This window comes from Marinibaculum pumilum (assembly GCF_042646425.1).
Classification (GTDB): domain Bacteria; phylum Pseudomonadota; class Alphaproteobacteria; order Ferrovibrionales; family Ferrovibrionaceae; genus Marinibaculum; species Marinibaculum pumilum.
The window spans coordinates 50,559-75,260 of record NZ_JBHRTR010000009.1 but is presented as its reverse complement, the minus strand read 5'-3'; the positions used below and the strand labels follow the sequence as shown (position 1 = coordinate 75,260).

General features: G+C 68.4%; 22 protein-coding genes. 3 read left to right on the top strand and 19 right to left on the bottom strand.

Annotation, left to right across the window (positions count from 1 at the left end; genetic code table 11):
• Positions 1-185 precede the first annotated feature (185 nt).
• From ACFOGJ_RS03345 to ACFOGJ_RS03320, 6 genes are all read right to left on the bottom strand, one after another.
• Positions 186-1,868, bottom strand: a complete 1,683-nt coding sequence (locus ACFOGJ_RS03345; protein WP_379898127.1) for a glycosyltransferase family 2 protein — start codon at positions 1,866-1,868, stop codon at positions 186-188.
• Positions 1,861-3,750 (bottom strand): glycosyltransferase family 2 protein, encoded by a 1,890-nt coding sequence (locus ACFOGJ_RS03340; RefSeq protein ID WP_379898125.1) that lies wholly within the window; start codon positions 3,748-3,750, stop codon positions 1,861-1,863. Before ACFOGJ_RS03340 ends, ACFOGJ_RS03345 begins: the two co-directional genes overlap by 8 nt.
• Positions 3,751-3,810: 60 nt before the next feature.
• Positions 3,811-4,032: a biotin/lipoyl-binding carrier protein gene (locus tag ACFOGJ_RS03335; RefSeq protein WP_379898124.1), complete on the bottom strand. Its 222-nt coding sequence runs from the start codon at positions 4,030-4,032 to the stop codon at positions 3,811-3,813.
• A gap of 82 nt (positions 4,033-4,114) precedes the next feature.
• Entirely contained in the window at positions 4,115-4,621 is a 507-nt protein-coding gene (locus tag ACFOGJ_RS03330) for a MarR family winged helix-turn-helix transcriptional regulator (protein ID WP_379898123.1), read from the bottom strand.
• Positions 4,618-5,796, bottom strand: a complete 1,179-nt coding sequence (locus ACFOGJ_RS03325) for an Acg family FMN-binding oxidoreductase (protein ID WP_379898121.1) — start codon at positions 5,794-5,796, stop codon at positions 4,618-4,620. The genes ACFOGJ_RS03330 and ACFOGJ_RS03325 overlap by 4 nt, the downstream gene beginning before the upstream one ends.
• 91 nt (positions 5,797-5,887) lie before the next feature.
• The gene (locus ACFOGJ_RS03320; protein ID WP_379898120.1) at positions 5,888-6,784 is read right to left on the bottom strand and encodes a LysR family transcriptional regulator; all 897 of its coding nucleotides are present in this window, start codon (positions 6,782-6,784) and stop codon (positions 5,888-5,890) included.
• 100 nt (positions 6,785-6,884) lie between these two features.
• Here ACFOGJ_RS03320 and ACFOGJ_RS03315 point away from each other — a divergent pair, with 100 nt between their 5' ends.
• The gene (locus tag ACFOGJ_RS03315; protein WP_379898119.1) at positions 6,885-7,094 is read left to right on the top strand and encodes a hypothetical protein; all 210 of its coding nucleotides are present in this window, start codon (positions 6,885-6,887) and stop codon (positions 7,092-7,094) included.
• 91 nt (positions 7,095-7,185) lie between these two features.
• Positions 7,186-9,009 (top strand): amidohydrolase, encoded by a 1,824-nt coding sequence (locus ACFOGJ_RS03310; protein WP_379898118.1) that lies wholly within the window; start codon positions 7,186-7,188, stop codon positions 9,007-9,009.
• Between the two features lie 222 nt (positions 9,010-9,231).
• Here ACFOGJ_RS03310 and ACFOGJ_RS03305 read toward each other — a convergent pair whose 3' ends face one another.
• The 13 genes from ACFOGJ_RS03305 to ureE form a co-directional block, all read right to left on the bottom strand.
• Positions 9,232-10,758, bottom strand: coding sequence for an amidase (locus ACFOGJ_RS03305; RefSeq protein ID WP_379898116.1), 1,527 nt, complete (start codon positions 10,756-10,758; stop codon positions 9,232-9,234).
• A 69-nt stretch (positions 10,759-10,827) separates the two neighbouring features.
• Positions 10,828-12,342 carry an amidase gene (locus ACFOGJ_RS03300; RefSeq protein ID WP_379898114.1) on the bottom strand — a complete coding sequence of 505 codons (1,515 nt, stop codon included), beginning with the start codon at positions 12,340-12,342 and terminating at the stop codon, positions 10,828-10,830.
• Positions 12,343-12,440: 98 nt separating this feature from the next.
• A complete protein-coding gene (locus ACFOGJ_RS03295; RefSeq protein WP_379898113.1) occupies positions 12,441-13,154 on the bottom strand; it encodes an ABC transporter ATP-binding protein in 714 nt (237 codons plus the stop codon).
• The gene (locus ACFOGJ_RS03290; RefSeq protein ID WP_379898112.1) at positions 13,151-13,876 is read right to left on the bottom strand and encodes an ATP-binding cassette domain-containing protein; all 726 of its coding nucleotides are present in this window, start codon (positions 13,874-13,876) and stop codon (positions 13,151-13,153) included. The genes ACFOGJ_RS03295 and ACFOGJ_RS03290 overlap by 4 nt, the downstream gene beginning before the upstream one ends.
• The gene (locus ACFOGJ_RS03285; protein WP_379898111.1) at positions 13,873-14,979 is read right to left on the bottom strand and encodes an ABC transporter permease subunit; all 1,107 of its coding nucleotides are present in this window, start codon (positions 14,977-14,979) and stop codon (positions 13,873-13,875) included. The genes ACFOGJ_RS03290 and ACFOGJ_RS03285 overlap by 4 nt, the downstream gene beginning before the upstream one ends.
• Before the next feature lie 14 nt (positions 14,980-14,993).
• Positions 14,994-15,860, bottom strand: a complete 867-nt coding sequence (locus ACFOGJ_RS03280; RefSeq protein WP_379898109.1) for an ABC transporter permease subunit — start codon at positions 15,858-15,860, stop codon at positions 14,994-14,996.
• Between the two features lie 76 nt (positions 15,861-15,936).
• Positions 15,937-17,196, bottom strand: coding sequence for an urea ABC transporter substrate-binding protein (locus ACFOGJ_RS03275; RefSeq protein ID WP_379898107.1), 1,260 nt, complete (start codon positions 17,194-17,196; stop codon positions 15,937-15,939).
• Positions 17,197-17,647: 451 nt separating this feature from the next.
• A complete protein-coding gene (locus ACFOGJ_RS03270; protein WP_379898106.1) occupies positions 17,648-18,574 on the bottom strand; it encodes an urease accessory protein UreD in 927 nt (308 codons plus the stop codon).
• On the bottom strand, positions 18,571-19,224 hold the full coding sequence (ureG, locus tag ACFOGJ_RS03265) for an urease accessory protein UreG (protein WP_379898105.1): 654 nt from the start codon (positions 19,222-19,224) through the stop codon (positions 18,571-18,573). The genes ACFOGJ_RS03270 and ureG overlap by 4 nt, the downstream gene beginning before the upstream one ends.
• Positions 19,221-20,927, bottom strand: a complete 1,707-nt coding sequence (gene ureC, locus ACFOGJ_RS03260; RefSeq protein WP_379898104.1) for an urease subunit alpha — start codon at positions 20,925-20,927, stop codon at positions 19,221-19,223. The genes ureG and ureC overlap by 4 nt, the downstream gene beginning before the upstream one ends.
• 14 nt (positions 20,928-20,941) lie before the next feature.
• A complete protein-coding gene (gene ureB, locus ACFOGJ_RS03255) occupies positions 20,942-21,628 on the bottom strand; it encodes an urease subunit beta (protein WP_379898102.1) in 687 nt (228 codons plus the stop codon).
• Positions 21,629-21,679: 51 nt separating this feature from the next.
• A complete protein-coding gene (locus tag ACFOGJ_RS03250) occupies positions 21,680-22,381 on the bottom strand; it encodes an urease accessory protein UreF (protein ID WP_379898101.1) in 702 nt (233 codons plus the stop codon).
• The gene (gene ureE / locus ACFOGJ_RS03245; protein ID WP_379898099.1) at positions 22,374-22,820 is read right to left on the bottom strand and encodes an urease accessory protein UreE; all 447 of its coding nucleotides are present in this window, start codon (positions 22,818-22,820) and stop codon (positions 22,374-22,376) included. The genes ACFOGJ_RS03250 and ureE overlap by 8 nt, the downstream gene beginning before the upstream one ends.
• Positions 22,821-22,969: 149 nt before the next feature.
• On the opposite strand from ureE, the gene ACFOGJ_RS03240 reads away from it, so the two are divergent.
• A complete protein-coding gene (locus ACFOGJ_RS03240; protein WP_379898097.1) occupies positions 22,970-24,661 on the top strand; it encodes an AMP-binding protein in 1,692 nt (563 codons plus the stop codon).
• Positions 24,662-24,702 lie beyond the last annotated feature (41 nt).

The following is a 24,702-nucleotide window of genomic DNA, read 5'->3' as shown; positions in this document are numbered from 1 at the left end:
TCGGACCGGCATGTCACTTCATGCAGACCATACCGAGGCGCCGGCAGCGTTGCAGTATCGCGTGCTGTTCGAAAGGCATGCAGCGCAGCGGGAAGGACGGAAGCGCCGCAGTCGCCAGTGGGGAGCGCAGGCGCGGCTTTGTCCCGCTGCCAGGATGCCGGAACAGGGAGGCAGTGCACGGGATTTCAGGGCCCTTTTGCCACGGACAGGGTGCCATGTCGCAGGCCCCAGTGCAGCGCGCGCAACATCAGGTCCCAGTGACAGGGTCGCAAGGCAAAATAGGTCGAGAAAAGCTCCGCGCCGGACTGCATGTCGCCGATAAGGGCGGGCGTGGCCGACAGCCACCAATAGACATCGCGGCCGCCTGGTCCCTTCAGCCGCTCCATGACGGCATCCCGTGACGCTGTCGCCGCCGCCACGTCGCGGCCGGCCCTGCGAGAATAGCTTGTCGCAGAGACACTCATCGACGAGAGCCGCTCCGGCACCACGGCCACGCCATGCCTGAAGCTCAGCGCCAGCGCCGCGTAGAAATCTGCCAGCGGGCCCAGATCAGGTTCGAACCCGCCCGCTGCCAGAAGGGCATCCCTGCGCATTGCCCAGGCGGTCCCGAAGGACAGCGGGCGGCAGCACAGCATGCGCGGCAGGTCATGCGGCGCGAGGAAGGGCGCCAGGCTTCCCATCTCAGCGCCGCCACTGGCCATGCGGCCGACCGGGCCGATCCGCCCTCCGGTGCGTTCGGCGACCCCGGTCTCTCCCAGGGCCAGCGCGGCGGCGGGATATTCCTCGGCAGCGGCGGCAAGCCGGGCGAGCGCATGGGGAAGCAGGAGGTCGTCGGCCGACGCCCAGCTGACATAACCGGTCCGCAACTGCCGGAGCGCCAGCGCCGCACTGGCGACGCCGCCAAGGCGGATGGGATTGCTCATCACTTCAACCCGGCCGTCGTCAGCCGCGAAGCGCTGCAGCACGTTCAGGCTGGCATCCTCCGACGCATCGTCAACTAGGACGATCTGATCGAATGGGCGTTCCTGCGCGGCCAGCCCGTCCAGTGCACGCTGCAGCAGTTCCGCCTGGTTTCTCACGGCCAGGACAAGGCCGAAGCCATGGCCCGCCGACGCCGGCAGGGATGGCGATTCCGGCGGCGGATCGTATTCCGGCATCGCCCAGCGCGCAGTACCGGCCGGCAGGAGGCCGTCATCCTCCAGAACGCCGCGCAGCAGGGGGAGGACCTCGCCGGGCCGGAAGTCCTGCATCAGCCTGGCCTGCGCAATGGCAATCTCCGCTCCCTTGCCGGCCGGGGTGCCGGCATCGTCCGGGCCGGTGGCATCGTGCGGGGCAATCAGGCCGGCGATGACGCGAAGCCGCGGCAGGAGTTCGGCCGAAAGGCGCGGCGACGGCGGATGACGAGGCGCAAAGCGGTAGAATATCATCAGTGCGTCGGGCGGCATCGCTGTCGCCGCCGGCCCTCGCAACAGGATCAGGTCGGCGGCGGGGCCTTTGGCGACCGGACGCAATGGCAGCCGCAGTTCGACGGCGTCCGCGCCGGGCGGCATGGGACCGTGCGCACCCGAACCCAGACAGGCATCCACCAGGACGTAGTCATCGCCCAGAAGGCTCTGCAGCAATTGGTAGGTCTGCGGCGCAGGCAGGATGTCGGTCAGCGCATGGCCCGGATTCCGACGCGAAAGCCTGTCGGCGTCCAGCGGCCTGCCGCCCGCCGGCAGCCGCGCGGTGAAGGCCTGAAGCTGCACCGCGGATACGGCGCCGCGCAGCACCACCCCGCCATGCAGGTCGACAATCTCCGCAAGTGGTGTCGCCAGGGCGTCAGCGAACGGCAGGACGGGAAGCGCCTGTGGCTTGCCTTCAGGCATCCTGTTCCTGCCGTTTGCCGGAATGCCGCCTCGCCTGACCGTGACGCAGCGCCCACCAGATACCACTGAACAGCAGGTCCCAGTGCTGCGGACGCCGGGCGAGATAGCCGGAAAACAGCTCGGCGTCAGACTGCAGGTCATGGATGAAGGCGGGAGTCGCGGCGAGCGTCTCGTAGACGGGCCGGGCGTCCGGGGCTTTCAACCTGGCAAGGACCGCGTCGCGCTGTGCCGCAGCACGTTCGGTGCTCCGGCCGATCGCCTGGGAATAGGTCGCCTGCTCCGATGTCATGACACTGAGCCGTTCCGGAGCCAGGACGGCCCCGAAGCGCATCAGAACGTGAAGCAGGGCGGAGAAATCCGCCAGCGAGCCTTCCGCGGGACGAAAGCCGCCGACGCGGGCAAGGGCATCTGCACGCACCAGCCAGGCGGTGCCGAACCACAACCGGCGACAGGCAAATAGCTGCGGCAGCTCGGCCGGCGGCAAAACCGGCGGCAGACTGGCAAGGCGGTTGGTGCCGTGGATCAGCGGCGCCACGCTTCCGAAGCGCCCCTGGTGCCGGGGCACCACGCCTGTCTCGCCCAGCACGAGCCCGGCCTGCGGCTGCCGGGCAGCCGCCTCCGACAGGCGCATCAGCATGGCAGGCAGCAGCCAGTCGTCGGCGGCGGCCCAGGCAATGTAGTCGGTTCCCAGGTCTTCCAGCGCATGGCACACCGTGGCGACGGGTCCGATTTGCGCCGCGTTGCGGCGAACTTCGACCCCAGGCCGCGCCGCCGCAAAGGCCGACATCACCCCGGCCGTCTCATCGTCGGATGCATCGTCAACCAGCACCACCCGATCGAAGGGGCGCCATTGGCCTGCGATGCCCGCCAGGGAACGGCGCAGGTCGGCCGCATGATTGCGTACGGCCATGCAAAGGCCGAAAGTCGGCTGCCGCAGCGGCGGCAGACTGTCTGCCGTCACGCTCCCAGCCTCGCCCGGGACCGCCTGCTGCCACAGGGGCCAGGCCGGCTCGTCGGCCGGGATCAATCCCGCTGCGTCGAGTGCCGCGCGCAACGGCGGCAACACCTGCTGCGGCACCACGTGCTGCAGTATCGTTCCCGCGAGGGAGACCAGGCGCCCCGCCGCTGCGTCGTCGTCGACCTCTCTCGACGGCCCTTGCGCCACGGCCGCTGCGCCCCTTCCCGAGAGCCGGGAGGCCAGCGAAACAAGTTCGTCCAACTGTGTCAGGTGGACGGCAAAGGGTGCCGGAACCGATTTCGGGATGCCCCGCGAGGGCGTTCGCGGCGGCCTGTTGCCGAAAGCGAGGACCAGACTGGCACCGGGCGCCCGCATCGCCGCGGCCGCTGCCGAGATCGGCCTTCCGGCACCCCGCAGCAGCAGCACGTCGCCAGGCAGCATGACACCGGCCTGCGCGCCGACAGGCGCCTGCAGCGGCAACCAGGCCTCGAGCACTGCGCCCGCAGGGGGGGCCGTCTCCGCAGCGCCTGCCGGGAGGTCGGACGCAGGCTCTCCGGCTGCCACAATGAATGCGCGGCCCACGGCATAGTTGCGGCCCAGAAGATGCTGAAGCAGCCTGTACCCGTGCGGCACCGGCCAGGGCGCAAGCAGCGATAGGCCTGGCGCCGCCTGCTCGAGCGCCGCTTGCGGGACCCTGCGCCCGCGGCGTTCTTCCGGCATCGCAGCCGCGTCCCTGGCCAGGCTGGCCAGGCCGGCCAGGTGCGAAAGCCGTGCCGGATCGAGAAAGGCTCGAAGAACTGCATAGCCGCAGCGGTCGAGAGAGGTCTCGACCATGGCGAAGGCCCCGGCCGAGGCCTCCAGGCTATCGTCGAAGGCATTTCCCGGTCCGCCCTGCGCCGGACCGGCAGAGGTCTCGGCCATCATCGCGGTGTCACGGGCCTTTCCGAGATGTCGCCCCGCTTCCCTGCCGGCCGGCCCGGTCGCTCAGCTCTCGACGACGGCGACAACCTGGTCCTCGGTGACCGCATCGCCCTCGGCGACGCTCAGTTCCTTCAGCGTGCCGGCCTCGGGTGCCACGACCGGGATCTCCATCTTCATCGATTCCAGGATCATGATCTCGTCATCGGCGGCCAGCTTGTCGCCGGGCTTGGCAACCACCTTCCACACCTTGCCCGTCACTTCCGTCTTCACGTCGATGGCCGCCATCTCGCTCCCCTGAGGCTGTGCTGAATCGGCCGCAGTGTTGCAGCATGGCGGGCGCGAGGAAAGACGGGATGCGGATCTGCGGTCAGCGGTTCGCGTCGAACCAGACCTTCAGCCGGTCGAGCAGGCGGAAACAGAGGTCCAGTTCCTCCGGCGTCCAGTCGGCGAAGGGTGCGGCCAGCGCCCGGCCCAGCACCTCTACGGCGGCAAGATGCGCCGTGCGGCCCGCCTCGCTCATATGCAGCAGGCGCGAACGGCCGTCTACGGGGTTCGGCACGGACCACAGGAAGCCGCGATCCTCCAGCTTCTGCAGGGTCTTGGTGATGCCCGGCTGCGGCTGCTGCATCGCCCGCGCGACGGCGCCGACGGTCAGCCCCGCCTCGCCGCGCCAGCTGAAATGGTTCAGCAGCGCGAACTGCGGCAGGGTCAGGTCCAGCGGCGCCAGCAGGGTATTGGCGCGCGCGCCCGCCAGCTGGTCGATGATGCCGATCCAGTTGACGATCCGGAAGCGAAGGTCCTGCGCCGGCGGCGCATCGCCGGCGGACGGCGCTTCGGCGGCGCCGCCGCCCGTGCCTCGTCCCTGCCTGGTCACCCCTGCCTCACGATCGCCTCCACACCGCGCCGCGGCGCGGGATCGGCCGCCGCGGCATAGCCCAGACGATACAGCATCTGGACGCTCTGTCCCGGCGCCACGTCCAGCCGCGTGCGGAAATGCTCCTGCAGCGCCGCCATCTCGGGATATTCCTGCAGCACCTGGCTGACCGGGTGGATCGCCACCCCCAGGGCGGCGGCCGTCAGGTCCAGCCGCATGTACAGGCGCCCGGCCGCCAGCTGCGCCATCCGGTCGTTGGCCTCCGTCGTCAGCCAGCCGAACGCGCCGGTTCCCGCCACCCAGCCGCGCGCATAGTCGACGCCGCCCTGCCAGGCCATGGTGCCGGGGGTCATCGCCTTCTCGCGGGTCATCAGGCCGAGCCGCTTCATCCACCAGAACATCGGCCCGTGCAGGTCGATGCCGTCCCGATGGGCGGCGATCTCCGCGGCGCCGATGCGCAGCAGGTCGATGCTCTCGCGATGGGTGCGCGGCGTCTGCATCTCGATATCCACCGCGGCACCGGTGATCTCCCTCAGGTCCGCCGCCGTTTCCGGATCGTCCGCCAGGTGCAGCCGGCATCCCGCCGCTGCAACCTCCGGCATGCGCAGCAACGCCGACAGGGCGGTCCGATGGTCCGCCGACAGCGGCCGGTCGGTGTCGTACGGCGTCTTGGTGGACCGCCGGCGCAGCGCCTGCGCGAACAACAGGTCGCGGGCCACTGAGGGGTCCGGGACGAACCGGATCCGGGCGACCGGCCGGTCGTCGACGGAATCGGCGCCGAACTGGCCGTCCGGGAACGGCGTGATCTCCAGGCGATGGCCCTCCTCCCGCGCCGCGATGTCGAGCAGTTCCAGGAAGGTGCCATGACCGATGACGATCTGCCGGTTGGGCGGGTCGGTCATCGGCAGCAGCCGCGTCCGGTCGACGTGAAGGACCACGGTGTCCGGCTCCGACAGGTCGACCAGCCAGGGCTGGATGTTGTGCGGGTTGGGCGCCAGGATCGCGTAGGCCAGGGCCTGCCGGCGCACATCGCCCGCCGCGGCCGGTGCCGCCGGCGACCAGGCCGCCACGGCGCTGTCCGGCATGCCGTCGCAGCGTGCCAGCGCCAGCGCGCCAGCGCCCAGGACGACCCCGCCCCCCGCCACCCTTATGAAGTTCCGTCGCGACCGTCGCATCGCCGCCTCCTCTTTCAATTCCTGGGAATATATATTTACATTCCTTGGAATTTTTCAAGGGCGAGTGCACGGGACTCGACATCCTCGCCGGTCAGGCGGGCGGCAGATCCGCGGCCTTTGTCGCGAAATGGTCGGCGAAGAAGTCGACGAAGGCGCGCACCTTCGGCGCCAGCAGGCGGGCGCTGGGATAGACCGCCCAGATCGCGCCCTGGTCGACCAGCGGATGATCGGCGAGGACCGGCACAAGGTCGCCGCGGCGCAGGTCCTCGCCCACGTCCCAGGTCGATTTCAGCACCAGGCCCAGGCCGGCCAGGCCGGCATCGCGCAGGGCGTCGCCGCTGTTGACCAGCAGGCGGCCGGAAACCTCCACCGTAAGGGGCCCGCCGGGCCGGGCGAAGCTCCAGCGCCGCATGTTCGCCATCGTGACGCAGTCATGGTCGGCCAGGTCCTCCGGCCGCTGCGGCGCGCCATGCGTCGCCAGATAGGACGGCGCGGCACAGATCACCCGGGCGTTCGGCGCCAGCCGACGCGCGATCAGGGCGCTGTCCGGCAGGTTGCCGATGCGGATCGCCACGTCGAAGCCCTGCTCCACCAGGTTCACGAAGGCATCGGAATAGTCCATGTCCAGCACCAGTCCGGGATAGCGGCGCAGGAATTCCGGCAATGCCGTGGTGATGGTGATGCGCCCGAAGAAGGCCGGCACCGCGACCCGCAGCCGGCCGCGCGGCGCCTCCGTCCCCGACACGGCCGCCCGCGCCTCCTCCAGGTCATCGAGGATGCGGGTCGCATAGGCCAGGAAGGCCTGCCCCTCCGCCGTCAGGGTCAGGCTGCGCGTGGTCCGGTGCATCAGGCGCACGCCGAGATCCTGTTCCAGGGCGCTGAGGCGTGCGCTGGCCGTCGCCGGCGACAGGCCCAGGTCGCGCCCCGCCTGGGACAGGCTGCCGGACCGGGCGGCCTGGACGAACAGGGCAAGATCGCGGCTCTGCATCCCTCACCTTCTTGAATTTCCGAAAGATCCTTTCAAGACAGCACCAATTATCAAGCTGTGGCAAGAGGCGTATCTCCGTCCCGTAGCGATGGAGGACACCATGACCCGGATATCCCTGAATGCCGATGCAGCGACCGAACAGGCCCGCACAGGCGATCGCCTGACCAAGGAAGACTATCTGCTGGCGGCGCGCCGCCTGCGGGCGGAAGCGGCGGCGGAGCTCTGGCAGAGCCTTTGGACGGCCCTGCGTCTGCGACGCCGGCGCGTGCGTGCCGCCGGTCGGATACGGCCCGCGCGCCAGCTGGCCTGACGGGTGCGGCCCATGGAAAACGGCGCCCGGTTGCGGGGCCGCAAAACGAAGCGGTAGGGTCGCCCCGGCTACCCTTTGCCCGGAGAAGACCATGTTGCCGATCCGCCGCCTCGCCTGTGCCGCCGCCCTGATCCTGGTGTTGGCCGGCATGCTCGCCCCGCAGTCCGGCACTGCCGGGGGCGAGATCGCCCGCGCCAGGCCCGCCGTGGACGAGATCGCGCCAGGTCCGCCGCCGGCACCCGCCGCCGAGACCGGCATCACCATCTTTCCCGCCCGGACCGTGGTAACCCAGAATCCGGTCATGCCGACCGCCCGGGCCGTCGCCGTCAGGGACGGCCGGGTGCTGGGCACCGGCACGGTCGAGCAGCTGGAGGAATGGGGCAGCGAAGCGGTGCCGGTCACGATCGACGACAGCTTCGCCGATGCGGTCCTCGTTCCCGGCTTCATCGAGGCGCATATGCATGCCCTCTTCACCGGTCTCCTCTGGCAGGGCGTCTATGTCGGCCGCTTCGACCGGGTGGCGCCCGACGGAACCCTGGTGAAGGGGCTGGAAAGCAAGCAGGCAGTGCTGGACCGGCTGGCCAAGGCCGCCGCCGCCATGCCCGACGACGACAGCTGGCTGATCGCCTGGGGCTACCAGCCGGAATTCTACGGCAATGCGCCGCTGACCAAGGCCGACCTGGACCCGATTTCCAAGGGCCATCCGATGTTCATCGAGAACCTGTCGATGCACATCTACTACGTGAATTCGCCGGCCCTGAAGGCAGCCGGTGTCACCGGCGATACCGATATCGAGGGAATCGTGAAGGAGGACGGCGCGCCGACCGGCGAGCTGGAGGAGATCAAGGCCGTCCTCGCCTTCCTGCCGAGCCTGCCGCCGATCAGCGCAGAGGTGATGGAGAAGTCGGTGCGCGATGTCGGACGCATGGCGCACCGGGTCGGCGTCACCACCTTCACCGACATGAACTTCGGCACCGTGCCCGGCGCCTACAAGGCCTACCGGGCGGCCGCCGAGGACCCGTCATTCCCGGTGCGCACGGTCCTGCATCCGGTGATCCAGATCTTCGAGGACGGCCCGATCGCCGAAAAGGGCGGGCTCGACTATCTGGTCAAACTGCACGAACAGGACAATGACCGCCTCGCCCTGGGGGGCGTGAAGTTCATCGTAGACGGCTCGATCCAGGGCGGCACCGGCCTGTTCCGCTGGCCCTACTACTACCGCACTTTCGAGAACGGGGTCGCGAACCTCTCCCAGGCGGAGCTGACCAAGGGTGTCACCGAGGTCAACCGGCGCGGCCTGCAGGCGGTGATCCACACCAATGCCGACCAGGCGACGGAGATGGCGCTGAACGCCATCGAGGCGGCGCAGAAGGCGCATCCGATGCCGGACCCGCGACACCGGCTGGAGCACAACCAGTTCCCCTCGCAGGCGCAGCTGCGCCGGATGCAGGCACTGGGGGTCGGCACCAACCTGTTCACCAACCACATCTACTATTGGGGCGATTTGCACTACGACCAGCTGGTCGGCCCGGACCGTGCCGAGCGAATGGATCCTGCCGGCTCCGCCGCCCGGCTCGGCATCCCGTTCAGCATCCATTCCGATGCCTCTGTGACCCCGGTCGATCCGCTGCATGCGATGTGGGTGGCGACCACCCGGGAAACGATGTCCGGCCGGGTCCTGGGCGCCAGCGAACGCCTGACCGTGCCGCAGGCGCTCTACGCCGTCACCATGGGCGCGGCCGAACTGATGAAACAGGACGGTGAGAAAGGCTCGATCGAGACCGGCAAGCTGGCCGACTTCACCGTCCTGGACCGCAACCCGCTGGAGGTGACGGACCCGGCAGAGCTGAAGGAGATCAAGGTGCTCGGAACCGTGGTCGGCGGGGTGCCCTTCCCGGCGGAGACGGCGAAATAGCGGCGCCGCAGTCTCATTGTCATCGCGGCTGACGGATCACGGGACAATGGCCATCCCCTGCTGCGTCACTCGCGGACTTGTTCCGCGTGTCCATGGCGCCGCGCCTCAATAGCATCCTGCCAATATTGAGCCCGGCGGCACCATGGACCGCCGCAACAAGTGCGGCGGTGACGAAGCTGGAGCAGATCCTGCCTGTCGTACTGCCGTATCGCGCGCCGGCGCCTACATCGTCTTCCAGTCGCCGGCCTGCTCGAAGGCATAGGCGGCGCGGTAGATCTTCTGCTCCTGCCAGGCATTGCCGGTCAGCATCAGGCCCACCGGCAGGCCGTCGACCATGCCGCAGGGCACGTTCATCGACGGCAGGCCGGTATAGTTGTAGGGCGAGGTGTTGGGCAGCGGGTCCCAGCAATGGGCCAGCCAGTCCTCCCAGCTGCCGGTGGCTTCGGCGTGCTTCTGCGCGGTCATCGGCACCGTCGGCATCGCCAGCAGGTCGTAGCGGCCGAACAGCTCGTCATAGATCGCCCGCGCCTTGCGCCGCAGGTTGATGCCCTTGCCGTAGAGCCGCCCCCTGGAGACCTTCATCAGGTAGCTGCCGTACAGCAGGAACGCGGTCACGTTGACCGGGAACTCGTTGGCGCGGTCCTTCCAGGATGCAGCCCGGGTGACATAGCCCGGCGGATAGAGCTGGTTCAGGCCGTAGGAAACCCCGCCGCCAAAGAACATCTGCCGGGCCATGCCCTCCGCCAGCATCGGCATGTACCAGACGCCGATCTGGGCGTGCAGCGGCACGGAGACCTCTTCCACCTCCGCGCCCAGGGCGGCGAGTTTCTCGGCCGCCGCCTTCACCTTGGCATCGACGGCCGCCTCCGACTGCCGCAGGCCGAAGCCTTCCTTCACGACGCCGATCTTCATTCCCTTGATGCCGGCATCCAGCCCCTCGCTATAGGCGTGGGTCTGCACGCCGACCTGCCGGCCGTCCATGCCGTCGGGACCGGCCAGCACCTCCAGCAGCAGGGCATTGTCGGCGACCGAGTTCGTCATCGGCCCGGCATGGTCGATCGTCGCCTCCATGCCCAGGATGCCGGAATAGGGCACCAGGCCATGGGTCGGCTTCATGCCGTAGACGCCGCAGAACGCCGCCGGCATGCGGATCGAGCCGGCCTGGTCGCCGCCGATCGACATGTCGACTTCGCCCGCCGCCACCAGGGCCGCGGAGCCGGAAGAAGAGCCGCCCGCGGTATGGCCGATCCTGTGCGGGTTATGGCAAGGCCCGGTGGCGTTGGTCTGGCTGCCCGACGACAGGCAGAAGAATTCGCAATGCGCCTTGCCCGCGATCTCCGCGCCCTCGTCCAGCATGCGGGTGACGATCGTCGCGTCGATCTCCGGCGTGAAGCCCTCCAGCATCGAGGCGCCGTTCATCATCGGCACCCCGGCCAGCATCACATTGTCCTTCAGGGCCACCGTCTTGCCGGCCAGCCGGCCGCCCGGCGTCCCCTTCACCGAGGTCTTGTAGTACCAGGCGTTATAGCGGTTCTCCTCGCCTTCCGGCCGGTAGCCCGGGGTGCGCGGATACCTCACCTCCGGCAGATAGTCGGGGACCGTCAGCATCTCCCCGGCCATGTCGAAGAACGGGAACAGGTTGTCGCGGAACCGGGCGGCGTCGGCTTCGGAGATGTCGAGGCCGCCGAGAGCCCCGGCATCCTGGAGATCGGACACGGTCGGCATCGGGAAGCTGGAGGATCGGGGCATCGCGGCATCTCCCTGCAGGTGGCGGGCGGAAATGGCGGGCGCCCTGACAGCGGGCGCCCGCCGCGGGTCCTACATCCGGGTCCAGTCGCCGGCCTGCTCGAAGGCATAGGCCGCGCGATAGATCGTGGGCTCGTCGTAATGCTTGCCCACCAGCATCATGCTGATCGGCAGGCCGTCGCCCAGGCCGCAGGGGATCGCCATCGCGGGATGGTGCGTGTAGTCGAACGGCGAGGTATTCGCCAGCATCTCGTAGGCGCGGGTGAAGTACTCCGTCGGGCTGACATCCGGCCCCGGCAGCTTCGTCGCCTTCATCGGCACCGTCGGCATCAACAGCAGATCGGCTTCCCCCAGCACCTTGTCATAGGCGGCGCGGACCTTGCGCGAGATGTTCACCGCCTTGCCGTAGTAGCGCAGGCCGTAATATTCCCGCATGTAGGTGCCCAGCATGGTGAGGTATTTCACCGTCGGCGCCAGTTCGTTGGCACGGTCCCGCCAGCGGTGGTGGAAGTCCATCAGGCTGGTGACGTACATGTCCTGCCGGCTGTTGCCGTAGCCATCGCCCCACATCATGGTCTGGGTCAGGCCCTCGACGCCGATCGGCAGCCAGACCGCGCCGGCTTCGGCATGCAGGGGGATGGAGACCTCCTCGACCTGGGCGCCCATCTTCCGCAGGGTCTCCGCCGCGGTGCTGACCTTCTCGTCCACGTCCTTCTCGGAATTCGCGTGGCCGAAGCCTTCCTTCACCACCGCGATCTTCATGCCGGAGACGCCGCCGTCCAGCATGTCGGCATAGGGGTGGGTCTTCACGTCGTACTGGCGCGGATCCATGCCGTCGGAGCCGGCCATCACCTCCAGCATCGCGGCATTGTCCTTGACGTTGGCGGTCATCGGCCCGGTATGGTCGATGTAGATCTCGATCGGCATGATGCCGGTGTAGGGCACCAGCCCGTGGGTCGGCTTCATGCCGTAGATGCCGCAATAGGCGGCCGGCATGCGGATCGAGCCGCCCTGGTCGCCGCCGACCGCCAGGTCGACTTCGCCGGCCGCAACCAGGGCCGCGGAGCCGGAGGAAGAGCCGCCTGCCGAATAGCCCATCTTGCGCGGGTTATGGACATTGCCGGTGCTGTTGGTATGGCTGCCGCCGGACAGGCAGAAGCTCTCGCAATGCGCCTTGCCGCGGATCTCCGCGCCGGCATCCAGCAGCCGGGTGATGATCGTCGCATCGACGTCGGGGACATAGCCTTCCATCGTGGCCGAACCGTTCATCATCGGCACGCCGGCGACCATCACATTGTCCTTCACCGCGACCGTCTTGCCGGCGAGCTTGCCGCCGGAGGCGCCCTTGATCACGGATTTTACGTACCAGGCGTTGTACTTGTTCTCCTCGCCCTCGGGGCGGTAGCCCGGCGTCCGCGGATACTTCACCTGCGGCAGGTAGTCGGGCATCCGGTCGACGATGTTGTACGCCTCGATATTGCCCTTGAAGTTCTCCCGATATTCGGCGAGTTCCTCGTCGCTGAGCGTGATGCCGCACTGCTCGGCGATCTCCCGCATCTGCTCCATGGTCGGCAACTGGACTGCCATGATGTCCCCCCTTCGGTTGAGGTGTTCGGTCCGGGCCGGCGCGCCGGCACAGCGATGGCGCTGGCGCCCCCGGGGCCCGCGCCAGACTATATCGGTATTCAGCCGGCGCCGAACCCCACGAACTCGCCGACCATCTCCACATCGGCCAGCTGCGACGGCGCCAGGGTGTTGGTAAACTCGCCCTTCTGGATGATCAGCACCCGGTCGGCCAGTTCGGCGATGAAGTCCAGGTTCTGCTCCACCAGCACCACGGTCAGGTCGCGCTTCTTGCGCAGCGCATGCAGGGTCTCGACGATCTCTTCGATGATCGACGGCTGGATGCCCTCGGTCGGCTCGTCCAGCAGTACCAAGCGGGGGGCGGCACAGAGGCAGCGCGCCAGCGCCAGAAGCTGCTGCTCGCCGCCCGACAGCGCGCCGCCGGTGCGGTCCAGCAGCCGCTCCAGCCGCGGGAATTCCTGCAGGATCTGCGCGATCTCCGCCGCCTCGTCGACCTTGCGGGCGGCCATGCCCATGCGCAGATTGTCCCGCACGCTGAGTCCTGGAAAGATCTCCCGCCCCTGCGGCACGATGCCCATCCCCGCGCGGCTGCGGGCATGGGTGGACAGCCGGGTGATCGCCTGGCCCTCCAGCTCCACCGTGCCGCCGGTCGCCCGGATATAGCCCATCAGGGTGCGCAGCAGGGTGGTCTTGCCCATGCCGTTATGGCCCAGGATGCCGACGAACTCGTTCTGCGCCACCTCGAAGGAGATGCCATTCAGCACCCGCACCTGGCCGTAGCCGGCCGTCAGGTCCTTCACCGAGAGCATGCTCATTGCGCGGCCTTCTTGCCCAGATAGACGTCGCGCACCATCGGATTGCGCAGGATATTGTCCATGCTGTCCTCGACCAGCACTGCGCCCTGGTGCAGTACCGTCACGGTCTTGGCGATCTGGCGGATGAACTGCATGTCATGCTCCACCACGATCAGGGTGGTGTCGCGGTTGATCTCGCGGATGATCTCCGCCGTGCGCACGGTCTCCTCCGCGGTGATGCCGGCCGCCGGCTCGTCCAGCAGCACCAGCAGCGGTTCGCCGGCCAGCACCACCGCCAGTTCCACAAGCTGGCGCTGGCCGTGGGCCAGCTGGCCCGCGGCATAGCCCGCCAGATGGCCGATCTTCACACGTTCCATCGCCTCGCGCGCGATGCGGGTGGCGACCCGGCCGATATGGTGGCGGCGGGCCGAGAGCCAGATATTCTCCTCCACCGTCAGGCCGTCGAACAGGTTCGGCACCTGGGTCTTGATGCCGATGCCGCGACGGGCGATGTCGTGGCTGTTCATGCCGGCGATCGACCGGCCCAGGAAGGCGATCTTGCCCTCCGACGGCTCCAGCTGGCCGGTGATGCATTTGAAGAAGGTGCTCTTGCCGGCGCCGTTCGGGCCGATCACGCAGCGCAGCTCGCCCTCGCGCAGCTTGAAGTCGACATCGTTGACCGCGACCACGCCGCCGAAGCGCATGGTCAGGCCGCTGGTCTCCAGCAGAAGCTGCTCGCTCATGCCGGCCGCTCCCCGCTCTCGGCCTGCGGTGCCGTGGCGGCCGGCGCTGCAGTCGCGCCGCCGCCGCCGCCGCTGGCGCGCGCCTCCGGTCCGCGGAGATGCGGCCAGTGCGGGAAGATCCAGTCGCGGATCGTCGGCACCAGGCCCTTCGGCAGGGCCAGCACGATGACGATCAGGATCGTGCCGACGATGAACTGGTTCTCCAGCTCGAAGCCGCTCATCCCCCAGTCGACGCCGCCCAGCCAGACCGCCAGGTAGTTCAGCGCGCAGCAGGCCAGGATCGGGCCGATATAGCTGCCCACCCCGCCGACCATCACCCAGACCAGGCACTGCGCCGACATGATCAGGGTCAGGGCATTGGGGTCGATGAACGCCTCGTTGCTGGCATAGAGGCCGCCGGCAAGGCCGGCGATGCCGCCGCCGATGGCGAACATCGCCACCTTGTGCAGGCGAACGTCGTAGCCCAGCAGGGAGGCGCGGGTCTCGTTGTTGGCGATCGCCAGGCAGACCCGGCCGAAGCGGGTCTTCTGGATCAGCTTCAGGATGACATAGACCAGCAGCAGCAGGCCCAGGACGACCTGGAACAGGGTCTCCGGCCACATCTCCTCGCCGGTGAAGGGGTCCACCATCACCGGCAGGCTGGGCATGCCGTTGAAGCCGCCCAGCCGGGCCTGGCCGATGGCATATTCCGACCCCGCGGTATGGCCGATCAGCTTGTACAGGATCAGGGTCACCACCAGGGTGACGATGCCCATATAGACCTCTGTCAGGCGGCCGTAGAACATGAAGTAGCCGAGCGCGGCGGCGAAGCCGCCGGCGAACAGCACCGACAGGATCAGCGGCGTGGTGGTGTCGCCCATCATGTTCAGCCCGGCAACGCCGAAGGCATAGCCGCCCAGGCCGAAGAAGGCCGACTGCCCGAACGAGATGATGCCGCCGAAGCCCCAGATATAGGCGAGGCTCATCGCGAACAGCGACAGGATCAGGTATTTCGTCAGGGTCAGCAACTCGAAAAGGTCGATCATCGTCGGGCCGAGGACCAGCAGGATGATCCCCAGGCCCAGGATCACCACGGTGCCCGCATCTTCGAGGGAGAATCTCATCGTCGCATCTCCGCTCAGATCGACCGGCGGAAGAACCGCCCGGTGATGCCCTGGGGCAGGATCCTGAGCAGGATCACCGCGACGAACAGCATCGCCGCATCGCCCCAGACCGGTGTGGTCAGGAAGGTCATGACCTGGCTGATGGTGCCCAGCAGGCCGGAGGCCACGGAGGTGCCGACGACGATCGCCTCGCCGCCCACCACCACGGTGATGAAGGCCTTGGCGATATAGGCGGCGCCCATGTTGGGCACCACGCCGGCGACCGGCGCCAGGACGCCGCCGGCTAGCCCGGCCAGGCCGGCGCCGACGCCGAAGGTGACCATGTAGACGGTGGAAGGCGCGATCCCCAGGGCGGCCGCCATCTCCGGCTTCTGCATCGTGCCGCGGGCGATCAGGCCCAGCCGGGTGCGCTTCATCACCAGGTAGACGGCGATCAGCAGCAGCACCGCCAGCACGATCATGAACAGGGTGTACCAGCTGACCGTGTAGGTGCCGATCGGCAGGCTGCCCATCGGCGAGGAGACACCTTCGACCGTATTGCCGAAGATCATCGTCACGCCGCCGATCAGGAACAGGCTCAGGCCCCAGGTGGCCAGCAGGGTGTCGATCATCCGGCCGTAGAGGAAGCGGATCAGGCAGCGTTCGATGATCACGCCGATGATCCCCACAACGATCGGCGCGATCACCAGCATGGCGATCCAGATGTTGATGCCGTTCTTCACGCTGATCAGGACGGCATAGGCGCCCATCATCAGGAATTCGCCATGCGCGATGTTGATGACGCGCATCATGCCGAAGATGATCGCCAGGCCGATGCTGATCAGCACCAGCCCGGCGATCGCGTTCAGCACCTCGATGACGACGATAGCCGCGAGGTCCATGGAGCCTTCCGTACGGTCAAGCCGGTCGTTCGCTGACGGGGCGCCCTTCGCGAAGGCGCCCCGCCGGGGCTGGCGACTATTCGTCCAGCTTGATCACGTACATCGTGGTGTCGTCCGGATTGGCCTGCAGGTCGCAGACCGCCTGGGTGTCGGCGGGAGGAACCTGCTTGTACTCTTCCTTGATGCCCCAGGCGCGGTTCTCGATCTGCGCGACATAGACGTTGCGGATCGTGTGGTGCGTCTTCGGGTCGATCGTCACCTTGCCGGACGGTCCCTCGATCGACAGGCCGCTCTCCAGCGCCTCGATCACCTTCATCCGGTCGGTGTCGCCGGCCTTCTCCACCGCCTGGGCCCAGAGGTTGAAGCCCTCGTAGGTGCAGCAGCTGAGCTCGGTCAGCAGCGGCATGTCGTCGCCGTAGAAGGCCTTCAGGTCGGCCTTCCACTTGTCGTTGACCGGGTTCTGGATCTCCGGGAAATAGCCCAGCGCGTTGACGATGCCGTCGCTCTCCGACGGGTCCATCAGGATGATCTCGTTGCCGCCCGCACCGAAGGTGGTGGAGGCCATCGGGATCTCCTTCGTCATGCCCGCCGCCGCCCACTGGCGGTAGAAGGAGAGATGCGCGGAGCCGACCAGCACCGACATCAGGATGTCGGGCTTGGCTTCCTGGATCTTGGAGATCGTCGGGCCGAAATTGGTCACGTCCAACGGGAAGAAGTCAGTGGACAGCACCTCGCCGCCATTTTCCTTCACGTACTTCTTCACCCAGTCGGCGGTGATCTGGCCGTAATTGTAGTCCGCGGCCAGGGTATAGACCTTCTTGCCCCACAGGTTCATCACATAGGGCACCAGCTTTTCCACCGTCTGCGCCGGGGTGGTGCCGGTGGCGAACTGGTTGCGGTCGCAGACGCCGCCTTCATAAAGGGTGTTGTAGAAGTACAGGGTCTTGTAGCGGCGCAGCACCGGCCGGATCACCTCGCGGCTGGCGGAGGTGATGCCGCCATGCACGACGGCCGCCTTGTCCTTCAGCGCCAGCTGCTGGGCGTATTGCGAATAGAGCTGCATGTTCGACTGGGAATCGTAGTCGTTCAGCTTGATCTGCTTGCCCAGCAGGCCGCCCTTCTTGTTCAGTTCGTCGACCGCGAAGCGCAGCACCTTCGACATCGGCTGCCCGGCGATGTCCAGGAAGCCGCTCTCGTCATGGATGCCGCCCACGACGATCTCGTCCGCGGCCTGCGCCACCACCGGGAACATGCCGGCAATCGCCGCCGCCGACGCACCCGCTGCCGTGCCCGCCAGGAACGTGCGCCGGTCGACCTTCATCCGATTCCCCATCATTGCCTCCGAGTTCCCCGTGCCCGTCGCCCGGCCGGCAGACCACCGACCGGGTGCGGACACACCTGTTAGACTTGCCTGTTATCGTGCGGCGCTCTTGTGCGGCGCCGAATGCAACAGGCAGGGCATCGCAAGGGATGTGCCACGGGACACCGTCGGTTGCCGCACGGCGCCGTCGGTCCTGCCGCCGTGCGACGGTCACAGGCCGCAGGCCGCCGCGGCTTCGCCGCATCGTCGCGGAAAAACTGTCGTCTGCACCACGCCTACAGCTGGAGGCAGGGGGCTTCTGTTGCGGCGCAGCATTGTGCAGATGCCCAGGCTTCACGCCGTGAGGGCGCCGCCCGCACCCGTCAAACTGCAAACGTGTGCAGCATTTGCTCATCACAAAGGCAAAGACGGCAGCATGCTGCACTGAAAAGTGGCAATTTGGGCAGGCTGGGCAATGCCGGCAGCGCTACTTCCTGTTGCGCGGCGGCGGCGCGCCGGTCAGCAGCAGACGCGCCGCCGACCAGCAGGCGCGCTGGGCCGCCCTCAGGCCGTCGCCGCCCGTGGCCACGATCCGGCACCAGGCGCCGGCGCCGCCGGGCAGGATGCCGGCGGCCGCCTCGACCGGACCGGCCAGTTCGTCCAGCGCCGTCTGCAGCTGCGCCTGCAGGTGTTCGTGCCGGTCCGGCAGGCCCGGGGCCACCACCGCGAACCAGCCGCAGGCGCGACGCGGCCGTTCGCCCCCGGACAAAGCGGCGGCGAAGCCCTCTCCCGTCACCGTGCCGCGATCGGCGAACAGCAGCCGGCCGTCAGGCAGCCGCACCTCAAGGCTGTTGCGGTAAAGGCCGAACGGCTGCGGCACGGTGCTTTCGGCCGCATCCGGGTCGTGCGCGGCGATGCCGTCGCCCAGCAGCAGGACCGCATCCGGCGCCATCTCCACCGCGATCCGCTGGTCCAGCCCGCCGTCGGGAAAGACCAGCATCGGCTCCGGCAGGTATTCCAGATGGCTGCCCGGGGCCAGGTGCAGCGCGATGCGCTGCTCCGCCGCCGGCCGGCCGCGGCGCGCATGCACGATGGCGGCGGCCTGGGTGGTGATGTGCAGCGCCGCGCCGGGCTCCACCGCCACCCTCTGCCCCAGCCGCTCGCCGCCGAACAGGCCGCCGGACCCCGACTGCAGGATCGCCGTGGCGATACCCTCGGGCCGGTCGCCGAACCAGAACGGCCGCAGGAAGGCATAGGGATAGCGCACCCGCCGCCGGACCACCCGGCTGGTGCCGGCCGCATCGCGCGCGAAGGTCAGGTCAAGCTGCGGCATGCCGGCACCGCTGCCGGCCGCGAAGGCCGGTGCGGTGCCTCCCTCCGACAGCAGGGCGGCCGGCGACGCGGCCTCGCTCACCGGAACAGGACGTCGTGCTTCAGCGCCGCCACGATGGCATCGATCCCCTCGCCCGTGCGGCAGTTGGTCAGCAGCACCGGCCGGCCGTCCCGCACCGCGCGGGCCTCCGCCTCCATCTGCGCCAGGTCGACCCCGACATGGGGGGCCAGGTCGCTCTTGTTGATGATCAGCAGGTCGGACTGCACGACGCCGGGACCGCGCTTGCGCGGGATGTCGCCGCCGCCGGCGACGTCGATCACGAACATCCAGTAGTCGACCAGGTCCAGCGAGAAGGTGGAGGCCAGGTTGTCGCCGCCGCTCTCGATCAGGATCAGGTCCAGCCCCGCATAGCGCAGGTCCAGCTGGTCGGCTGCCGTCATGTTCAGGGTCGGATCCTCGCGGATCACGGTATGCGGGCAGGCGCCCGCCTCCACCGCCAGCACCCGCTCCGGGTCGATCAGGCCCGACCGGCGCACCCGCTCCGCATCCTCCTTGGTCACCAGGTCGTTGGTGATCACCGCCAGGTCGACCCCTTCCGCGCCCAGCGCGGGGATCAGCCGCTCCACCAGGGCGGTCTTGCCGGAGCCGACCGGCCCGCCGATCCCCACCCGCGCCGCGGCCGGCGCCTGCCCCGGCGAGGGGACCTCTGTGTCAATAATTGTCTGGCTCATCGCAGCATGTACTTCTGGTAGAAGGGCACCTCGGTCGCCGGCTCGCACATCAGCAGCTTGCCGTCGGCCCGCACCTCGAAGCTCTGCGGATCGACCTCGATCGCAGGCATCAGGTCGTTGTGCAGCATGTCGCGTTTCGACAGGTTGCGCACCGACTTGATCTGCACGAAGCGCTTCTGCACGCCGAGCTTGCGGCGGGTATCCGCCTCGATCGCCAGCTTCGACACGAAGGTCACGCCCAGATGGTGCTTGGCGGTGCCGATGCCGCCCCACATCGGCCGCTGGACGATGGGCTCGGCATTGATGGTGGAGCCGTTGCCGTCGCCCATCGCCGCCCAGGCGACGAAGCCGGACTTGATCACCATCCAGGGCTTGATGCCGAAGGACGCGCGCGGCCAGAGCACGACATCCGCCATCTTGCCCGGCTCCAGGGAGCCGACATGGTCGTCGATGCCGACGGCGCGGGCCGGGTTGATCGTCAGCTTGGCGATGTAGCGCTTGATCCGCTCATTGTCGGCGCGCTTCGTCTTTTCCTCCGGCAAGCGACCGATCCGCGCCTTCATCACCGCGGCCAGCTGCCAGCACTTCGCCGCGTTCTCCGCCAGCCGGCCCATACCTTGCGTGTCGGTGGCGAAGCAGGAGATCGCGCCCATGTCGTGCAGGAAATCCTCCGCCGCCATGCTCTGCGGCCGGATCCGGCATTCGGCGAAGGCGATATCCTCCGGCAGGTTGTAGTTCATGATATGGGCGAGCATCGTCATCGGCACGCCCTCGTCCAGCGCCAGGGGCGTGAACGGGTTGGTCGGGTTGGTCGAGGACGGGATCGCGTTCGGGTAGGAGTTCACCTTCAGGATGTCCGGCGAATGGCCGCCGCCGGCCCCCTCCACGTGGTACATGTGGATCACCCGGCCGGCGACGGCGGCCATGGTGTCTTCGCAATAGCCGAACTCGTTGATCGTGTCGGTGTGCAGGTGCACCGCGAAGTCCGCCCGGTCCGCCGCGATCAGCGAACCGTCGATCACCGCCGGCGCCGCGCCCAGATCCTCGTGGATCTTCACCCCCAGGCCGCCGCCGGCCACCGTCTCCGCCACCGCGTCGGGGTCGGAGGCGCCGCGCCCCAGGAAGCCGAAGTTCACGCAATACTCATCCGCGCCACGGATCAGCTGGCCCATGATGTTGGGGCCGGAGCAGGAGGTGTCGAAATGCGGCCCCGGCGACATGCCGATCATCGTCGTGCAGCCGCCGGCCAGGGCATGTTCCGCCTGCTGCGGCGACAGGAAATGGGCATGCCCCTCCACCACCCCGGCGGTGGCGATATAGGGATCGCCATGCACCATGGTGGTGTTCGGGCCGCAGACCATACCCGGGGTCACGCCGTCCATCACGTCGGGGTTGCCGGCCTTGCCGATGCCGACGATGCGGCCGTCGCGGATGCCGATATCGGCCTTCACGATACCCTGCACCGCGTCGATGATGGTGCAGTTCTGCACGCACATGTCGAGCGCGCCGCTGGCATAGGAGCCGCGGGGATTATAGCCCTCCCCGTCGCGCATCGACTTGCCCGCGCCGGTGGTCAGCTCGTCGCCGTAGGAGGTGTAGTCATGCTCGATCTCCGCCAGCAGGTCGGAATCGGCCAGCCGCACCATGTCGCCCCTGGTCGGTCCGTAGACGACGGAATAATCCTGCCTGGTCAGTTTCACCATTTCCCCGTCCCCCCTCAGGCGCCGCGATAGCCGCGGGCGCGGGCGGCGTCCAGCGCGCGCGCCCGCACGTTCGGCTCGTCCAGCGGCCCCTGCACCAGCCCGCCGAAGCCCAGCGCGCGGCGGTTGCCGGCGAAGGCGACCAGCCGCACCGTCTTCGGGATGCCGGGCTCGAAGCGCTGGCCGACGCCGGAGGGGCTGTCGAGCCGCATGCCGAAGGCCTTCTCCCGGTCGAACTCCAGGGCGCGGTTGACCTCGAAGAAATGGGCGTGGCTGCGCACCTGGATGTCGCGGTCGCCGCGGTTCACCACCTCGACCTCGACCGCGTCGCGGCCGGCATTCAGCTCCAGCTCGTCGTCGGCGCAGATGATCTCGCCCGGCACCACCGCGCCCGCCTCCGGCGCGATGGGGGAGAACACGACCATCATCTTGGTGCCCTCCGGGAAGCAGCCCTCGGCGCAGATCACCGGGATCATCGCGGGCACGCCGGGCATCACGTCGGCGGCGGTCAGGGTCTTGCCCGCCATGTCGATGATCTCCTCGTAGGGCATGCCGCGGCGGGCGGCATGCATCATCTCGTCGGTGATCAGGGCGACCGCTTCCGGATGGCTCAGCTTCACGCCGTCGCGGCGGTTGCGCCGGGCGAACTCCGCGGCGGTGAAGATCGTCAGCCGCTCCAGCTCGGTGGGGGTGAGGTTCATCATCGGCGGCACTCCTCCTTCGCGGCGGGGATCGGGATGCAAGTCAGGCGGCGGTCAGGTGGCGAACAGGCTGGCGGACCGGCCCGGCTGGCGCAGCATCGCGATTTCCGCCAGCGGGTTGAAGCTTTCCAGGACGGCATCCTCTTCGACCGGCGCCGCCGCGAGGTCTACGAGAAGCGGCAGCAGCACGGTCAGGATCGCCTGCTGGCCCAGCGCGCCCAGTCGGCCCAGCCGGACGGCGGCGGTGCAGAGCGCGGCGGTGAAGCCGTAGCCGGAGAGCAGCAGCGCCTCATGTTCGGCCAGGCCCAGGCCGCGCCACAGCGCGCCCTCGACCACCGGGCGGTGACCCTTCATGCCGCCGCCGCGGATTGTCGCCTGCAGCGCTGATGCACCGGCGGTGCCCAGCCGCGTGTGACTGGCCAGCAGGGCCGCGCCGGCGCGTGCGGAGCCGGCGCGTTCCGCCGGCACCAGCAGGCAGGCCTCGACCTCCGCGTCCAGTGCGGCGAGGCGATCCGCATCGCCACCGGCCTGCCAGGCCCGGCGCACGACCAGCCGGTCGAACGGCGCCCAGCGCTCGGCCAGCAGCGACCCGATCGCCGCCTGCAGCCCGTCGGAGCGGACCATGCCGTCGGCCAGCATGCCCTCCAGCCCCCAGGAAAAGCCGAAGGCGCCGGACGGGAACTGGCCGTCGCCGTGCTGCAGCAGCAGAAGCAGCTGCTGCAGGTCGGTCGCGGAGGAGGCAGGGGTGTCAGTCATCCACCACGGCGACCCGGCCGCCGCCCAGCAGCGGCTGCAGCCGCGCGGTGTAGAGTTCCACGGGCCCGTCGCGGGCGACCAGCAGGTCGGCGCCGTCGAAGCGCACCTTCCAGTGCAGGTTGCCGGCGTTGTAGCCCAGCTCCACCGCCGCGGCGGCGTCCGCTGGGCGCAGCCGCAGCCAGGCCTGCTCGCCCAGCCGCACGACGATGGCATGGTCATGTTCCAGCAGCAGCACCGCGCCGTCGCCCATCCGTTCGTCGCGGGCCAGTGCGATGGCGCAGTCGGTGCCCTTGTCGCCGGTGATCCGCAGCCGCCGCCGCCCGACATCCTGCGGCGGCACCTGCAGGTATTCGATGCCGCCGTGATGGCCGACATGGTGGAGCCTGTGGGCGAGGTCCGGCTCGGCCGCATAGCCGAGGATCTTGGTGAGCTGCAGCATAGCCGGATCGTTCCACCATTGCTGCGCCGCAGCAAGGGGGAATGCATACCTCCGTCCCCACCTCGCGCATTGGCGCGGCCCGGCGGCCCCGATAAGATCCGCCTCAAAGCCTTGCGTACCCAAAGATTGCGTATCCCCGGGAGGAACCAATGTCCGCACTGACCCAGTCCCATGTGCGCGGCCGCACCGACGTGCCGCTTCTGGACATGACCATCGGCCAGAATTTCGAGGAAGTGGCGGCGCGGCACGGCAATCGCGACGCGCTGGTGGTGCGCCACCAGGACATCCGCTGGTCCTATGCGGAGATGAACGCCAAGGCCGACCAGCTGGCCGCCGCCCTGGTGGCGCAGGGCCTGACCAAGGGCGACCGGATCGGCATCTGGTCGCCCAACCGCTACGAATGGGTGCTGACCCAGTACGCGACCGCGAAGGTCGGCCTGGTGCTGGTCAACATCAACCCCGCCTACCGGGTGTCGGAACTGGACTATGCGCTGAACAAGGTCGGCTGCAAGGCGCTGATCCTCTCGCCGCAGTTCAAGACCTCCAACTATGTGGAGATGGTGCAGAGCCTGATCCCGGAGCTGGACAAGGCGACACCCGGCGCATTGGAAAGCGCGCGCTTCCCCGCGCTGAAAATGCTGATCCAGCTGGGCCCGGAGCCGGCGCCGGGCATGCTGTCCTTCGACGAGGTGATGTCCCGCGCCGACGAAGGCCGCGCCGAGGCGGAGAAGCTGGCGCAGACCCTGACCCCGGACGATCCGATCAACATCCAGTTCACCTCCGGCACGACGGGTTCGCCGAAGGGCGCCACCCTCACCCACCGCAACATCCTGAACAACGGCTATTTCATCGGCGAATACATGAAGCTGGGGCCGGAGGACCGGCTCTGCATCCCGGTGCCGCTGTACCACTGCTTCGGCATGGTGCTGGGCAACCTGGCCTGCACCACCCATGGCAGCGCCATGATCTATCCCGACGAGGCGTTCGAGCCCGGCGCGGTGCTGAAGACGGTGCAGGAGGAGAAGTGCACCGCCCTGCACGGCGTGCCGACGATGTTCATCGCCGAGCTGGCGCATCCCGACTTCAAGAGCTTCGACCTGTCGAGCCTGCGCACCGGCATCATGGCGGGCTCGCCCTGCCCGATGGAGGTGATGAAGCGGGTGGTCAGCGAGATGCACATGTCGGAGGTCACCATCGCCTACGGCATGACCGAGACCAGCCCCGTCTCCTTCATGTCGACCACCGCCGACCCGCTGGAGCGCCGCGTCTCCACCGTCGGCCGGATCTTCCCGCATCTGGAGGTGAAGGCCGTCGACGGCGACGGCAATGTGGTGCCGGTCGGCCAGCCGGGCGAGCTCTGCACCCGCGGCTATTCGGTGATGAAGGGCTATTGGAACGACGAGGAGCGCACCGCGGAGTCGATCGACGCGGACGGCTTCATGCATACCGGCGACCTGGGCACCATCGACGCCGAGGGCTATTGCAACATCGTCGGCCGGGTGAAGGACATGATCATCCGCGGCGGCGAGAACGTCTATCCGCGCGAGGTGGAGGAGTTCCTCTACCGCCACCCGAAGATCGCGGACGTGCAATGCTTCGGCGTGCCGGACGAACGGTTCGGCGAGGAGCTCTGCGCCTGGGTGGTGCTGAAGCCGGGCGAGACCGCGGACCAGGAGGAGATCCGCGACTTCTGCCGCGGCCAGATCGCCCACTACAAGATCCCGCGCTACGTGAAGTTCGTCGAGGCCTTCCCGATGACCGTCACCGGCAAGGCACAGAAGTTCGTCATGCGCGAACAGATGACCGGCGAACTGGGGCTGAAGGAAGCGCAGACGGCGTAGCGGTGTAGCGGCGCACCTGAAACGGCTCCAACGTTCTCCCC

Excerpts from the sequence above, each read along its gene's own strand:
- ACFOGJ_RS03345 (WP_379898127.1), bottom strand. The coding sequence starts at position 1,868 with ATGCCTGAAGGCAAGCCACAGGCGCTTCCCGTCCTGCCGTTCGCTGAC.
- ACFOGJ_RS03340 (WP_379898125.1), bottom strand. The coding sequence starts at position 3,750 with ATGATGGCCGAGACCTCTGCCGGTCCGGCGCAGGGCGGACCGGGAAAT.
- ACFOGJ_RS03335 (WP_379898124.1), bottom strand. The coding sequence starts at position 4,032 with ATGGCGGCCATCGACGTGAAGACGGAAGTGACGGGCAAGGTGTGGAAG.
- ACFOGJ_RS03325 (WP_379898121.1), bottom strand. The coding sequence starts at position 5,796 with ATGCGACGGTCGCGACGGAACTTCATAAGGGTGGCGGGGGGCGGGGTC.
- ACFOGJ_RS03320 (WP_379898120.1), bottom strand. The coding sequence starts at position 6,784 with ATGCAGAGCCGCGATCTTGCCCTGTTCGTCCAGGCCGCCCGGTCCGGC.
- ACFOGJ_RS03315 (WP_379898119.1), top strand. The coding sequence starts at position 6,885 with ATGACCCGGATATCCCTGAATGCCGATGCAGCGACCGAACAGGCCCGC.
- ACFOGJ_RS03310 (WP_379898118.1), top strand. The coding sequence starts at position 7,186 with ATGTTGCCGATCCGCCGCCTCGCCTGTGCCGCCGCCCTGATCCTGGTG.
- ACFOGJ_RS03305 (WP_379898116.1), bottom strand. The coding sequence starts at position 10,758 with ATGCCCCGATCCTCCAGCTTCCCGATGCCGACCGTGTCCGATCTCCAG.
- ACFOGJ_RS03300 (WP_379898114.1), bottom strand. The coding sequence starts at position 12,342 with ATGGCAGTCCAGTTGCCGACCATGGAGCAGATGCGGGAGATCGCCGAG.
- ACFOGJ_RS03295 (WP_379898113.1), bottom strand. The coding sequence starts at position 13,154 with ATGAGCATGCTCTCGGTGAAGGACCTGACGGCCGGCTACGGCCAGGTG.
- ACFOGJ_RS03290 (WP_379898112.1), bottom strand. The coding sequence starts at position 13,876 with ATGAGCGAGCAGCTTCTGCTGGAGACCAGCGGCCTGACCATGCGCTTC.
- ACFOGJ_RS03285 (WP_379898111.1), bottom strand. The coding sequence starts at position 14,979 with ATGAGATTCTCCCTCGAAGATGCGGGCACCGTGGTGATCCTGGGCCTG.
- ACFOGJ_RS03280 (WP_379898109.1), bottom strand. The coding sequence starts at position 15,860 with ATGGACCTCGCGGCTATCGTCGTCATCGAGGTGCTGAACGCGATCGCC.
- ACFOGJ_RS03275 (WP_379898107.1), bottom strand. The coding sequence starts at position 17,196 with ATGATGGGGAATCGGATGAAGGTCGACCGGCGCACGTTCCTGGCGGGC.
- ureG (WP_379898105.1), bottom strand. The coding sequence starts at position 19,224 with ATGAGCCAGACAATTATTGACACAGAGGTCCCCTCGCCGGGGCAGGCG.
- ureC (WP_379898104.1), bottom strand. The coding sequence starts at position 20,927 with ATGGTGAAACTGACCAGGCAGGATTATTCCGTCGTCTACGGACCGACC.
- ureB (WP_379898102.1), bottom strand. The coding sequence starts at position 21,628 with ATGATGAACCTCACCCCCACCGAGCTGGAGCGGCTGACGATCTTCACC.
- ACFOGJ_RS03250 (WP_379898101.1), bottom strand. The coding sequence starts at position 22,381 with ATGACTGACACCCCTGCCTCCTCCGCGACCGACCTGCAGCAGCTGCTT.
- ureE (WP_379898099.1), bottom strand. The coding sequence starts at position 22,820 with ATGCTGCAGCTCACCAAGATCCTCGGCTATGCGGCCGAGCCGGACCTC.
- ACFOGJ_RS03240 (WP_379898097.1), top strand. The coding sequence starts at position 22,970 with ATGTCCGCACTGACCCAGTCCCATGTGCGCGGCCGCACCGACGTGCCG.